This window comes from Tenacibaculum xiamenense, assembly GCF_964513065.1.
GTDB classification, from domain to species: Bacteria; Bacteroidota; Bacteroidia; order Flavobacteriales; family Flavobacteriaceae; genus Polaribacter; species Polaribacter xiamenense.
Window position 1 is genome coordinate 218,521 of sequence record NZ_CAZEQU010000010.1, and the last position, 12,650, is coordinate 231,170.

Annotated in this window: 13 protein-coding genes; 8 read left to right on the plus strand and 5 right to left on the minus strand. The window is 32.8% G+C overall.

The annotated features are described in order from the left end of the window. Nucleotides 1-196: 196 nt before the first annotated feature. Genes ACKTTV_RS02925 through ACKTTV_RS02940 form a run of 4 tightly spaced genes read left to right on the plus strand, consistent with a single transcriptional unit; the run spans nucleotide 197 to nucleotide 4,193 of the window. Nucleotides 197-1,345, plus strand: coding sequence for a DNA polymerase III subunit (locus ACKTTV_RS02925; protein WP_408029379.1), 1,149 nt, complete (start codon nucleotides 197-199; stop codon nucleotides 1,343-1,345). Between the two features lie 2 nt (nucleotides 1,346-1,347). Beyond that, the gene (locus tag ACKTTV_RS02930) at nucleotides 1,348-1,920 is read left to right on the plus strand and encodes a hypothetical protein (protein WP_408029310.1); all 573 of its coding nucleotides are present in this window, start codon (nucleotides 1,348-1,350) and stop codon (nucleotides 1,918-1,920) included. A 44-nt stretch (nucleotides 1,921-1,964) separates the two neighbouring features. Continuing rightward, complete coding sequence (locus tag ACKTTV_RS02935; RefSeq protein WP_408029311.1) at nucleotides 1,965-3,374, plus strand: sensor histidine kinase; 1,410 nt, start codon at nucleotides 1,965-1,967, stop codon at nucleotides 3,372-3,374. Between the two features lie 36 nt (nucleotides 3,375-3,410). Further along, nucleotides 3,411-4,193, plus strand: coding sequence for an enoyl-CoA hydratase/isomerase family protein (locus ACKTTV_RS02940; RefSeq protein WP_408029312.1), 783 nt, complete (start codon nucleotides 3,411-3,413; stop codon nucleotides 4,191-4,193). Here ACKTTV_RS02940 and ACKTTV_RS02945 read toward each other — a convergent pair. The 3 genes from ACKTTV_RS02945 to ACKTTV_RS02955 all read right to left on the minus strand — a co-directional run bounded on the left by ACKTTV_RS02945 (nucleotide 4,190) and on the right by ACKTTV_RS02955 (nucleotide 6,589). Continuing rightward, nucleotides 4,190-4,639 carry a GNAT family N-acetyltransferase gene (locus ACKTTV_RS02945; protein WP_408029313.1) on the minus strand — a complete coding sequence of 150 codons (450 nt, stop codon included), beginning with the start codon at nucleotides 4,637-4,639 and terminating at the stop codon, nucleotides 4,190-4,192. The genes ACKTTV_RS02940 and ACKTTV_RS02945 overlap by 4 nt on opposite strands. Before the next feature lie 160 nt (nucleotides 4,640-4,799). Next, nucleotides 4,800-5,450, minus strand: a complete 651-nt coding sequence (locus ACKTTV_RS02950) for an HD domain-containing protein (protein WP_408029314.1) — start codon at nucleotides 5,448-5,450, stop codon at nucleotides 4,800-4,802. A gap of 131 nt (nucleotides 5,451-5,581) precedes the next feature. Then, nucleotides 5,582-6,589: an aspartate-semialdehyde dehydrogenase gene (locus ACKTTV_RS02955; RefSeq protein ID WP_408029315.1), complete on the minus strand. Its 1,008-nt coding sequence runs from the start codon at nucleotides 6,587-6,589 to the stop codon at nucleotides 5,582-5,584. Nucleotides 6,590-6,894: 305 nt separating this feature from the next. Here ACKTTV_RS02955 and trhO point away from each other — a divergent pair, with 305 nt between their 5' ends. The 4 genes from trhO (at nucleotide 6,895) to ACKTTV_RS02975 (ending at nucleotide 10,612) form a co-directional block, all read left to right on the plus strand. Then, complete coding sequence (trhO, locus tag ACKTTV_RS02960) at nucleotides 6,895-7,926, plus strand: oxygen-dependent tRNA uridine(34) hydroxylase TrhO (protein ID WP_408029316.1); 1,032 nt, start codon at nucleotides 6,895-6,897, stop codon at nucleotides 7,924-7,926. Nucleotides 7,927-7,930: 4 nt separating this feature from the next. Beyond that, a complete protein-coding gene (locus ACKTTV_RS02965; RefSeq protein WP_408029317.1) occupies nucleotides 7,931-9,178 on the plus strand; it encodes a peptidase U32 family protein in 1,248 nt (415 codons plus the stop codon). After that, on the plus strand, nucleotides 9,178-9,408 hold the full coding sequence (locus ACKTTV_RS02970; RefSeq protein WP_408029318.1) for a ferredoxin: 231 nt from the start codon (nucleotides 9,178-9,180) through the stop codon (nucleotides 9,406-9,408). Before ACKTTV_RS02965 ends, ACKTTV_RS02970 begins: the two co-directional genes overlap by 1 nt. A gap of 154 nt (nucleotides 9,409-9,562) precedes the next feature. Then, nucleotides 9,563-10,612: a COX15/CtaA family protein gene (locus ACKTTV_RS02975; protein ID WP_408029319.1), complete on the plus strand. Its 1,050-nt coding sequence runs from the start codon at nucleotides 9,563-9,565 to the stop codon at nucleotides 10,610-10,612. Nucleotides 10,613-10,799: 187 nt separating this feature from the next. Here the strand turns inward: ACKTTV_RS02975 and gldD are convergent, their stop codons facing one another. Both gldD and gldE read right to left on the minus strand, forming a co-directional pair. Further along, nucleotides 10,800-11,351 carry a gliding motility lipoprotein GldD gene (gene gldD, locus ACKTTV_RS02980; RefSeq protein WP_408029320.1) on the minus strand — a complete coding sequence of 184 codons (552 nt, stop codon included), beginning with the start codon at nucleotides 11,349-11,351 and terminating at the stop codon, nucleotides 10,800-10,802. Then, entirely contained in the window at nucleotides 11,344-12,645 is a 1,302-nt protein-coding gene (gene gldE / locus ACKTTV_RS02985) for a gliding motility-associated protein GldE (RefSeq protein WP_408029321.1), read from the minus strand. The genes gldD and gldE overlap by 8 nt, the downstream gene beginning before the upstream one ends. Nucleotides 12,646-12,650: the final 5 nt, after the last annotated feature.

A 12,650-nucleotide genomic window follows, 5' to 3' on the forward strand; every position in this document is an offset into this window, starting at 1 on the left:
TTCGAAGCAAGCCTCGGAGGAATTGAGCCCTTGGTTATCGCTCTGCGATTAAATTAATTTCTAAACATGGTTTCTGATTCTGAAGAAAATCAACACAGAATAAACCTTTTACTCCTATTCAAATGATTGCTGGCGACTTACATCTGCCTTCAAAAAAACAGTAAAAATTAAACAGATGAAACCGTATATTTGTACTATGACTTTTGAAGACATTATCGGACAAGAACATATTAAAGAGCATTTAAAAAAATCTGCTGAAAATGGTAGAATTCCTCATGCGCAGTTATTCATCGGAAAAGAAGGAACTGGGGGGTTACCTATGGCAATAGCTTATGCTCAACATATTTTATGTAGCTTTTCAGATAATCCAGAAGCTTGTCAAATAAAGTGTAAAAAACTTCAACATCCAGACTTGCATTTTGCTTTTCCTGTTACAACAACAGATTCGGTAAAAAGCCATCCTGTTAGTAATTTATTCTTGGAAGAATGGCGTTCGTTTTTAGCAGAGCAACCTTATGGAAGTTTATACAACTGGCTTCAACATATTGGTGTTGAAAACAAACAAGGTCAAATTGGTGTTGATGAAGCCGAAGATGTTGTTAAAAAACTTCAATTAAAGTCATACGAAGGAGGTTTTAAAATTATGATTATTTGGATGGCAGAAAAAATGAATATTGCTGCCTCAAATAAACTTTTAAAGCTTATAGAAGAACCTCCAAGTAAAACTATTTTTTTATTAGTTGCCGAAGATGAAGGGCAAATTATCAATACGATTAAATCGAGGTGCCAAGCTTTGCATTTCCCTGCTTTAGGTGAAGACAATATTGTAAAAGCACTTGTAAAAAATGAAGGCGTTAATGAAAATGAAGCGTTGAAAATAGCACACCAATCGGAAGGTAATTATAACAAAGCAGTACATATTTTTCATAACGATTCAAACGATACTATCTACGAAGAGTGGTTTATTACTTGGATTCGAAGTGCTTTTAAAGCTAAAGGAAACGCAGCTGTAATTCAAGATTTAATTGGATGGTCGGAAGCAATCGCTAAATCAGGAAGAGAAACTCAAAAGCAATTTCTCCAGTACTGTTTACAGTTTTTCCGCCAAGCGCTATTATTGAATTATGGAACTCCCGACTTGGTATTTTTAGAAACTAAAACCTCTAATTTTAACCTAGCTAAATTCGCTCCTTTTGTTCACAGTGGAAATATTTTAACTATTGAAAAAGAAGTAAGTGATGCTCAGTATCATATTGAAAGAAACGGGAATGCTAAAATAATTTTGTTAGATTTATCCATTAAACTTACTCGTCTTTTGCATGCAAAAGAGGAAAAAATCAATTAGTAATGGCAACTAATCTATCATATTTTCAATTTCGAACTCCCTTTCAAAACAGCTTAAAAAGACACATAAAACCACTACCATTTTTCATTTTATTAGTATTGGTTTTAACCGTAATTACTGGGTGTAATTCTTCTAAAAAACAAACTAAAACTTCATCAGAAACAAAATCGGCGCAATTTTTGCTGCAAAAGTTCATGATCGGGGACTGGGAAACATCATATATCAAAATAACCTATCCAACCTTTAAAAAATCGGATAGCACTTATGTGTTTGAAGATGATTTTAGCAAACCAAACTCTGGAAAAGCACAATCTACTTATAAAGAAGATGGCACTTTTTCCGCTTGGTTTTTGTTAGCAAACAAGAAAAAAGTAGGTGAAACTACTGGAAATTGGAAAACAAAAGGGGACAGTTTATTTGTTGACTATCAATATCAGGGAAAACAAGTACAAGCTTGGTATGCCATTCAACCAACTGAAAAAGGTTTTCAAGGTAAAGTTATATACGATTGGGATGATGACACCGAGTTCGACGATGAATTATTAATGAAAACTAAAAGACTAACTAACAATTGACATTTTTTAACAACATCTCTTTAAGGACGAGAATATTTTTATCAATGATACTCTTGGTATTATTGACATCAATGCTCATAGTTTATGTAACTGTATATCAATACGAAGAACAAACTAAAGACTATAACAAATCACGATTTGGAAGAAAAGAACAGGCAACTGCTCGCAATATTAAAATAGAGCTTGGCAAAACCACCTACCCTGTTACTTCTAAGAACCTTCCAAAAATATTTCAGGACAAGATTTATGAAATAGCTTCAGTGCACAATGTCACAATTTCTATGTACGATATGCAGGGGAAACTTCTGAAATCATCTATTCCTTATAATTTTGATCAAGCCAAAGAAATTCCTTTACCCGAGAAAACGGTAAAGATTTTAGCTATCAATTCAAATCACAGAATTGAAAAAGACACTGTAGTTGATGGTATAAAACATAAATCATCATTTACATACATTAATGATTCGAGATTCAAAAGAATAGGAATTTTAGAGCTTCGAATAGCTCAAGATAATTCTGATCAAATCAAGGAACTTGAAGAGTTCCTATCAAGACTTACCTTGGTCTATGGCCTAATGCTTATTCTAGCAATTGTATTAGCCTACTTCCTTTCGAGTTATATCACAAGATCCATTAAAACGATAGCTGAAAAAATTAAAGAAACTCGATTAAATCAACGCAATGAAAAAATAATTCTCCATGCTGCCAGCTCAGAGATTATTTCTCTTGTTGAATCGTATAATAACATGATTGATCAGCTTGAAGAAAGTGCTGTAAGACTAGCAAAAAGTGAACGTGAAGAAGCTTGGAAAGAAATGGCGAAACAAGTAGCACATGAAATTAAAAATCCGCTTACACCAATGCGCCTTACTGTGCAAAGTTTTGAAAGAAAATTTAATCCTGATGATCCTAAAATCAAAGAAAAAGTTGCGGAATATAGTTTAACACTTATACAGCAGATAGATGTTATGAGTTCTATTGCATCTGCCTTTTCTGATTTTGCAAAAATGCCAAAACAAAAGAAAGAAAAACTAAATGTAAACGATGTCGTTAAACACTCTTTAGACATTTTTACTGAGGATTATATTGAATACATCACTAATGAAACAGAACTATATGCTAGCCTGGATAAAACCCAATTAATACGAATTGTAACCAACCTAGTTAAGAATGCTACACAAGCGATGAAAAACGATGGAACACCTCCGAAAATTGAGGTAAAAGTTGGTTCCGAAGGCAATAATGTTAAAATTTCAGTTTCTGATAATGGAAAAGGAATTCTTGATGAAAACAAAGAACTAGTATTTGAACCGAAATTCACAACAAAAACGAGCGGTATGGGATTAGGGCTTCCAATGATTAAAAAAATCATAGAAACCTATGATGGTACAATTAGTTTTACTTCAACTGAAGGTATTGGTACCGTTTTTACCGTAATTTTACCTAAAACATAGTATTGTATTATATTGACGAAATAAACTAAACAAAACATGAGTTACGAAAATATCTTAATTAAAAAAAAGGAAGGTTTAGCAACGGTTACCATTAATCGTCCAAAGAAATTAAATGCCTTAAACAAAGCCACTATTGAAGAGCTTCATACGGCTTTTGAAACACTAGAAGACGATGCAAATATTAAAGTAATTGTTGTTACAGGAAGTGGTGAAAAAGCTTTTGTTGCAGGAGCAGATATTTCAGAATTCGCTAATTTCTCTCCAGAAGAAGGCGCTAGGCTGGCTAGAAAAGGACAAGAAATGTTGTTTGATTATGTAGAAAATTTATCAACTCCAGTAATCGCTGCAGTAAATGGTTTTGCTTTAGGTGGTGGTTTGGAACTTGCCATGGCTTGTCATTTTAGAATTGCTTCCGATAATGCAAAAATGGGGCTTCCAGAGGTTTCTTTAGGAGTGATTCCTGGTTATGGTGGAACACAACGTTTACCTCAACTTGTTGGAAAAGGTAGAGCTATGGAATTGATTATGACCGCAAGCATGATTGGTGCTTCTGATGCAAAAGATTACGGACTTGTAAATCACGTAACTTCTCAAGAAGAATTATTGGGGCTTGCAGAAAAACTTGCTTCAAAAATTATGAAAAACTCATCGGTTGCCATCGGAGCAGCAATTAGAGCTATTAATGATAATTACAGAGATGGTGTGAATGGTTATGACACAGAAATAGCAGAATTTGGAGATAGCTTTGGCACCGAAGATTTTAAAGAAGGTACAACTGCTTTCTTAGAAAAAAGAAAGCCTAATTTCCCAGGAGCTTAAAGCTGTTTTTCAAAGACAATTTTAGTCTGATTTACAGCATTTGTATATACATTGATGATATTAAATCCGTTTTTGAGATTTAATATCATCATTGGTTTAAAGGCATTCATAGATTTCGTTCTTGCTTTTTTGTACCCTTGATTTTTAGCCGTTTTATGCTGCAACTCCATCAACTTTTGCCCTATCCCAAACTTTCTATGTGTTTCTAAAACACCTCCTACCCAACTATACATTGTTTCTTGATTGTATCGGTAGCCTATTTTAAAACCAATAGGGTTCTCTTCCTCAAATGCTACAACTGCAAATACGTTTTCCTTCGTCTTAATCCTGTTTTTAAAGAAGTCGATATCTGGAGAATCGAAAATAGTAGTATATAAACTCAGTAAAGTCATTAGTTGATTTTCGGTAAAAGTTTCTGAGATAATTTGATAGCTAAAATCTTTCATAAAAATAAAAATAGCACTTAAAAAGTTTTTAAATGCTATTTCTTTACTTAAGGGGAAAAAAAAGATTTTTTTTCTTGGGAATACTTGCCAAACATAGCGTTATTTTATTAAAAAACAAAATTTAACATAAATCTTATTATAAAATAATATTAATTTAACATTAAACCCCATCCCATTCTTTATAAAATTGTTTAAGGAAACTTTCCATAAAATTATGTCTTTGCAAGGCTATTTCTTTTCCTGTTTTTGTGTTCATTCTATCTTTTAACAAGAGTAGTTTTTCATAAAAATGATTGATTGTTGGCGCTTTGGACTTTTTATACTCTTCTTTGGTCATATTCAAGTTAGGAGAGACTTCTGGATTGTATAACTCTCGATTCTTAAAACCTCCGTAATTAAAACATCTGGCAATACCAATAGCTCCAATGGCATCTAATCGATCGGCATCCTGAACAACATCTAACTCCAAAGAGCTAAACTCTTGGTTAAAATTACCTCCTTTAAAAGAAATGTTCTTTATGATATTTTCAACATGCACAATTATCGACTCCTCTACATTTTGACCTTCCATAAATTCACGTGCTTTCCTAGGTCCTACTGTTTCATCTCCTCCATGAAATTTGCTATCAGCAATATCATGCAACAATGCACCCATCGCTACGATAAAACTATCTACATTTTCTGTTTTCGCAATAGTTAACGAGTTTTTATACACACGCTCAATATGAAAAAAATCATGACCTCCTTCTGCTCCTTTCAAGGTATTTTTTACAAACTGAATTGTATTATCAATAATTGTTTTTTTGTCCATAAAGCAAAAATATAGAAAAGAACTCATCTTCACTTTTTCTATTTCCTAAAAAACAAAAAATCAAGGTGAGTTCAATAAAAAAATCCTGAGTTATTCACTCAGGATTCTTATTTTTTGTGTTTAACTTATTACTAAGCTAACACTGTATTTTTAATTAAGTCATTTGCTACTAAATACTCAGCAATTTGAATTGTATTTGTTGCAGCACCTTTTCTTAGGTTATCAGCAACAATCCACATATTTAATGCATTTTCTCTTGATAAATCTCTTCTGATTCTTCCAACGAAAACCTCATCTTTTCCTTCAGCAAAGAAAGGCATTGGATACTGATTGTTTTCAATATCATCTTGAACAATTACTCCATCAGTTTCAGAAAGAATTGATCTTACATCCTCTACTTCATAGTGAGAATCGAATTCTAAGTTCACTGCTTCTGAGTGTCCTCCTACAACAGGAATTCTTACTGCAGTTGCTGTAACACCGATACTAGGATCTCCTAAAATCTTATGAGTTTCTCTCACTAACTTTAACTCCTCTTTCGTATAACCAGCTTCTTCAAAAACATCACAGTGAGGTAATGCATTTTTATGAATTTGGTATGGATATGCAGCTTCTCCTTCAACTCCATTAGATTCGTTTTCTAACTGACGAACAGCTTTAACTCCTGTTCCTGTGATTGATTGATAGGTAGAAACTACTATTCTATTGATTTTATATTTTTCATGTAATGGAGCTAATGCTAACACCATTTGAATTGTAGAACAGTTAGGGTTTGCAATAATTTTATCATTCTCCGTTAACTCTCCTGCATTAATCTCTGGAACGATTAACTTCTTCGTTGGATCCATTCTCCAAGCTGAAGAATTATCAATTACTGTAGTTCCTACTGCAGCAAACTTTGGAGCCCATTCTAAAGAGGTTCCTCCTCCAGCAGAAAATAAAGCTACATCAGGCTTCATAGAAACCGCTGTTTCTAAACCAACTACTGTGTAATTAGTTCCTTTGTACTCTATCTGATTTCCAACTGAACGTTCAGAAGCAACAGGGATTAATTCTGTTACTGGAAAATTTCTTTCAGCTAATACCTGTAACATTACATTACCTACCATTCCGGTAGCTCCTACAACCGCTACTTTCATTTCTTTATTATTTTATTTTTTTAATGATCGATGTAACCTTTAAATTCTGTCGTAATTTGAACTCGCTAGTTACATATTTTCGAAATTGATTTTTTTCTAAAACTTGTTATTTATGTATAACAATTACAAAGGTTTAAAAAAATCGCTTTGGTTGTATATTAATTTTCTTTTTTTTTATTCTAAGTTTAAAATCTTATCAAAAATAAATTAAAAGTGATATTTCAAACAATAAACCCCAAAAAATCAGTACCTTTGCCGCGTTTTTAAAAAACATTAAATATTTGTTTAACTTAAAAAGGTATAGCATGCAACTGTACAACAAGTTAAGCGCTAGTGAACGCGCAAAATTAATTGACGAAGCGGGAGAAGACCGTCTTACCATTTCTTTCTATCAATATTACAAAATAGAAAACCCTACATTATTCAGAAACAAACTCTTTATCGAGTGGAATGAACTTGATGTTCTAGGTAGAACCTATGTTGCCAACGAAGGAATAAATGCACAAATTTCTGTTCCAGCAAAAAAATTCTTAGCTCTAAAAGATCAACTAGATTCAATTTCTTTCTTAAAGGACATTCGTTTAAATGTAGCTGTTGAACAGGACAACAAATCATTTTTAAAGCTAAAAGTGAAAGTTCGAAAGAAAATTGTTGCAGACGGATTGAACGATGATACTTTTGATGTAACTGATAAAGGTGTTCACTTATCGGCTAAGGAATTTAATGCAATGCTCGAAGACCCAAACACGGTTTGTGTTGATATGAGAAATCACTATGAAAGTGAAATTGGGCATTTTGATGGTGCTGTAACTCCTGATGTTGATACATTTAGAGACTCATTAGATATTATTGAAGAAGATTTAAAGGATCATAAAGAAGATAAAAATCTTTTAATGTATTGTACGGGAGGTATTCGTTGCGAGAAAGCTTCAGCCTACTACAAACACAAAGGTTTTAAAAACGTATTCCAACTTGAAGGAGGAATTATAGAATATACTCGTCAGGTAAAAGAGGAAAAATTAGAAAACAAGTTCAAAGGTAAAAACTTTGTTTTCGATCATCGCCGCGCAGAGCGCATCTCTGATGATGTTATTTCTAAATGTCATCAGTGTGGAAAACCTTGCGACACTCATACCAATTGTGCTAACGAGGCTTGTCATTTATTATTTATTCAATGTGAAGAATGTAGAATAGAAACTGAAAATACTTGTTCTAAAGAGTGTCAAGAAATTATTCAACTTCCATACGAAGAACAAAAAGCTTTGAGAAGAGGTAAACAAGCTAGCAACAAAATTTTTAAGAAAGGTCGTTCGGAAAGTCTAAAGTTTAAGGATTAACATTATGCAAAAGATAGAATTAATGGCCCCTGCTGGCAACTTCGAATCGTTGCAAGCTGCTTTAGACAATGGATGTGATTCGGTGTATTTTGGTGTTGAGCAATTGAATATGCGAGCTAGAGCATCAATCAACTTTACTTTAGATGATTTAGAGGAAATTTCTAAGCGATGTAAAGAGAAAAATGTTCGTACATACTTAACCTTAAATACTATTGTTTATGATCATGACTTATCAATAGTAAAAACATTGATCAAAAGAGCTAAGGAGGCCGATATTTCTGCTGTAATTGCCATGGATCAAGCGGTAATTTCAATGGCAAGAGCTGAGAATATGGAAGTGCATATATCAACTCAAATAAACATTACCAATATTGAAACGGCTAAGTTCTATGCAATGTTTGCCGATACCATTGTTTTAAGTAGAGAACTTAGTTTACGTCAGGTTAAAAAAATCACAGATCAAATTGAAAAAGATGAAATCAAAGGTCCATCTGGACGTTTGTTAGAAGTTGAAATTTTTGGTCATGGTGCGTTGTGCATGGCTGTTTCTGGGAAGTGTTATATGAGCTTACATTCACATAACTCTTCAGCTAACAGAGGCGCTTGCAAACAAAATTGTCGTAAAAAATATACTGTTATCGATCAGGAATCGGGATTTGAAATGGAACTCGATAACGAATACATCATGTCTCCAAAAGACTTATGCACTATTGACTTTTTAGATCAAGTTGCAGACGCTGGTATCAAGGTGTTAAAAATTGAAGGTAGAGGTCGTGCTCCAGAATATGTTGCCAAAGTAATTAAATGTTATCGTGATGCTATAGATAGCTTGTATAACGGTACTTATGATAAAGAAAAGGTAATTAGTTGGATGCAAGAGCTTGAAAAAGTATACAACCGCGGTTTTTGGAACGGATATTACTTAGGTCAAAAACTAGGTGAATGGAGTAAAGAACCTGGTTCGCATGCTACTCAAAAGAAAGTATACTTAGGTAAAGGAGTTCATTATTTCCCAAAAGCGGAAATTGGAGAGTTTAAAATTGAAGCTTATGATGTTTCTGTTGGTGATACCATTTTAATTACTGGACCTACCACTGGTGCTCGAGAAATGGAGCTAATGAGTATGTTTGTAAATGATAAAAATGCGCAAAAGGCTACCAAAGGAGATGAAGTAACTATGAAATTGGATTTCAGAATTAGACCTTCGGATAAATTATACAAGATTGTTAAAACTGAATTTGCTTCAAACTAATGGTAGTTATCACATTACAACGTAACAAATGCATTGGATGTAATTATTGTGTTGAAGTAGCTCCGTCGCAATTTCAAATGTCTAAAAAAGATGGTAAGTCGGTATTGCTTCATTCCTCTGAGAAAAAAGGTTTTTTCACAGTAAAATCGCATGACGATAGTATTTTCGACGCCTCAAACGAAGCAAAAAAAGCTTGTCCTGTAAAAATTATCGAGGTTAAACAACGATAATTCAAACTCAAAAAATAATTAAAAAGCATCTTTTAACAAGGTGCTTTTTCTTATTAAATAGAATGGGTTTAAATACTTTTTTTATAGGTTTTCCGTAACTTTGCAGAAGCATTGTTATATGCCTGATATAATTGTTTAACAATACATTTTTCTCGTGAAAAAGCGCTTTCCTTTAATAGTCAAAATCTCTATAATTTCTGTTTATTTAATTTTTTTAGCGGGTTCTGTTGTTCGCATGACTGGATCTGGAATGGGATGTCCTGATTGGCCTAAATGTTTTGGTTATTACATTCCTCCTACTTCAGAAGAACAAATTACATGGCACCCTAATTCAAGCTATAAAAAAGGGATGATTATTGTTAAGGATGAGGCTTTATTTGTTGCCGAAAGTGATTTAACTACAGGGAAAAGTTTTAATGCTTCCAACTGGGAAAAATATACCAAGCATGACTATGCTAAGTTTAATAAATACCATACTTGGACAGAATATATAAACAGGTTAGCCTCTGTATTGGCTGGGTTTGTTTTTTTATTTTTAGTTTACGCGGCGTCTAAATTCTGGAAAGAAAATAAAACAATTCCTTTATTAGCTTATACGGCCTTTTTCTTGATGCTTTTTGAAGCCTGGCTGGGTAAAACTGTTGTGGACACCAACTTAAAACCGACTATTATTACCATACACATGGTTGCTGGTTTAGTAATTATTGCTTTGCTTTTATGGTTACATTTTATTGTTAGAGAATCTAAGGAACATACTGTTAAATACAATAGTTTATTTAGCAAATTACTAATAGCCTCAGTTGTTTTTTCTTTGGTCCAAATAGCTTTAGGAACTCAAGTACGCCAGTTTATAGATCAACAAGTAAAACTTCATGGTTTTGAAAATAAAGAGTATAGTTTGATGGATCCAAATTTTAAATTTTATTTTCATCGCTCTTTCACCATTGCCATTGTATTAGTGAACTTAGGAATGTTTTATCTGAACCAAATTAAAGATTTAGGATATAAATTGGTGAACTGGATTGTTTTCTTAATTTTTCTTGAAACAATCACTGGAATTTTAATGTATTATGCTGATTTTCCTTTAGGTACGCAAGCAACTCACCTTTTAGCCGGTGCAATATTATTTGGGTTACAGTTTTACTTGTGGTTACAAAGCAGAAAATCTGTTATCAGTGAAGAACAAAATAACATAACGGAATAGTAAAAACAATGCTCTTACAAGACAAATCATCTTCATATTAATGATCTAAAAGCTCCAATCCTTTTTGAGAGTTGAAAAGCAAGTAAAATATAGTTTTCATTTTTCAAATCGTAATTTTTTGTAGTCTTATTTGAATTAGACTGGCAAAAACTTCGTCTTAAATGTCAACTTTCAATTCACAACGAAACTAATCTTTCCATTTCATACTTTCCATCATTCGAACCATATCTTTTTTGATATATTCAACGGCAGGATAAATAGAATCGTAGTTAGGTTTTGCATAGAAAAACAGGGACCCCTTAATAAAATGGCGAGCACTATCGGTAGCGTGAAACTGCACCTGTGAAGCAGCATTTCCTTCAATATGACATAATTTTCCATATACTTTATGTTCAGTATTAGAAAAATCTCTCCATGAGATATTATCAGCCTTTACTGTATGTTCTAAAACCAGTTTCTCAGCTTCAATAAATAACTCACGTAAATTATTATTAACAGGTCTATAAGTAATATCAACTGAAGCTTTTAATTCAGGATACATTACTTTCAACCATTTTTTCGGTAACTCTTTAATAGATGTGTTTTGACCTATTTCGAAAACATAAGGTCTTTCAATTCCTAATATATTATACTCTTGAACAGGATAATCTAAACTCAAATAAGCCTTCGGCTTTGGAATACTTTCATCTCCACAGCTCACTAAAATTGCCATAATAAACAGCAACATCATTCTACGCATTTCGGGTAACTTTTACTTGTTTTATACGTCGTTTATCTAACGCTTCAATAGTAAACGTATAATTACTAAAATTTATTCTCTCTCCTTTTTTGGGAAACTTTCCTGAAGCCTCCAAAATTAATCCAGCTAGGGTTTCGCTTTCTCCTTTTTCTTCTTCAAATTTATCCTCATTGTCATCTTCCATAACTCTACAAAAATCTTTGATAGTTATTTTTCCTTCAAAAATATAATTATTTTCATCTAACCTTGAATAAAACAAATCTTCATCATCAAATTCATCATTAATATCACCTACAATTTCCTCGATAACATCTTCAAGCGTAACAATTCCACTGGTTCCTCCATACTCATCAACTACAATAGCCAAATGATTTTTCTTTTCTTGAAACTCTTTTAGTAAATCATCAAGCTTTTTATTTTCAGGAACAAAAAATGGTTTGCGAACCAGCTCTTGCCATTTAAAATTTGTTTTGTCTAAATGAACCAATAAATCTTTAGCATACAAAACCCCAACTATATTATCAATATTTTCTTGATAAACAGGGTTCCTAGAATACCCATTTTTTAAAATAACTTTTAAAACCTCATCGTAGCTAGCACTATCAGAAATGGCGCAAACGTCGGTTCTGGGTTTCATAATTTGGACCGTTTCGGTATTTCCAAAGGTTACAATTCCTTCGAGTATCTTTTGCTCTTCTTTGGTTGTTGCGTTATCGGAAGTTAACTCAAGTGCTTGGGAAAGCTTTTCAACGGATAAATTATTGTTTTTGTTTCCTAATTTATTTTCAATAACACTGGTTAACTTAATTAACGGAATGCTTAACGGAGCCAAAATTGCACTTAAAAAGCGTACAGGTTTGGCCATAATATTTGCAAAAACTAGAGCCTTTCTGTTTGCATAAACTTTTGGTAATACTTCTCCAAAGAGTAAGATTAAAAAAGTTACTAAAATAACTTCAATAAAAAACTTACCTCGATCAGAATACCCTTCAAGAAAAACTTCTCCTAGAGAAGCAAACAAGAGAACAATTAAAATATTGATAAAATTGTTTGTTATTAAGATAGTCCCTAAAAGTCTTTTGGGTTTTTCAAGTAGTTTTGCAATTGTGCTTTTTCCTTTCGTTTTTTCTTTCAGATCATCAATTTCAGTCTGAGAAATTGAAAAAAAAGCTATTTCTGTTCCTGATATTAATGCAGAACAAAGCAATAATAGAAGTAGCACAACCAATTTAATTCCAATAATCCAGTCAGTGCTCAATAATAAATATGATATCGGTTCGGGTTCTGAGTCCAAAATTT

Coding starts and splice junctions, on each gene's coding strand:
- ACKTTV_RS02925 (WP_408029379.1), top strand. CDS start 197: ATGACTTTTGAAGACATTATCGGACAAGAACATATTAAAGAGCATTTA.
- ACKTTV_RS02930 (WP_408029310.1), top strand. CDS start 1,348: ATGGCAACTAATCTATCATATTTTCAATTTCGAACTCCCTTTCAAAAC.
- ACKTTV_RS02935 (WP_408029311.1), top strand. CDS start 1,965: ATGATACTCTTGGTATTATTGACATCAATGCTCATAGTTTATGTAACT.
- ACKTTV_RS02940 (WP_408029312.1), top strand. CDS start 3,411: ATGAGTTACGAAAATATCTTAATTAAAAAAAAGGAAGGTTTAGCAACG.
- ACKTTV_RS02945 (WP_408029313.1), bottom strand. CDS start 4,639: ATGAAAGATTTTAGCTATCAAATTATCTCAGAAACTTTTACCGAAAAT.
- ACKTTV_RS02950 (WP_408029314.1), bottom strand. CDS start 5,450: ATGGACAAAAAAACAATTATTGATAATACAATTCAGTTTGTAAAAAAT.
- ACKTTV_RS02955 (WP_408029315.1), bottom strand. CDS start 6,589: ATGAAAGTAGCGGTTGTAGGAGCTACCGGAATGGTAGGTAATGTAATG.
- trhO (WP_408029316.1), top strand. CDS start 6,895: ATGCAACTGTACAACAAGTTAAGCGCTAGTGAACGCGCAAAATTAATT.
- ACKTTV_RS02965 (WP_408029317.1), top strand. CDS start 7,931: ATGCAAAAGATAGAATTAATGGCCCCTGCTGGCAACTTCGAATCGTTG.
- ACKTTV_RS02970 (WP_408029318.1), top strand. CDS start 9,178: ATGGTAGTTATCACATTACAACGTAACAAATGCATTGGATGTAATTAT.
- gldD (WP_408029320.1), bottom strand. CDS start 11,351: ATGCGTAGAATGATGTTGCTGTTTATTATGGCAATTTTAGTGAGCTGT.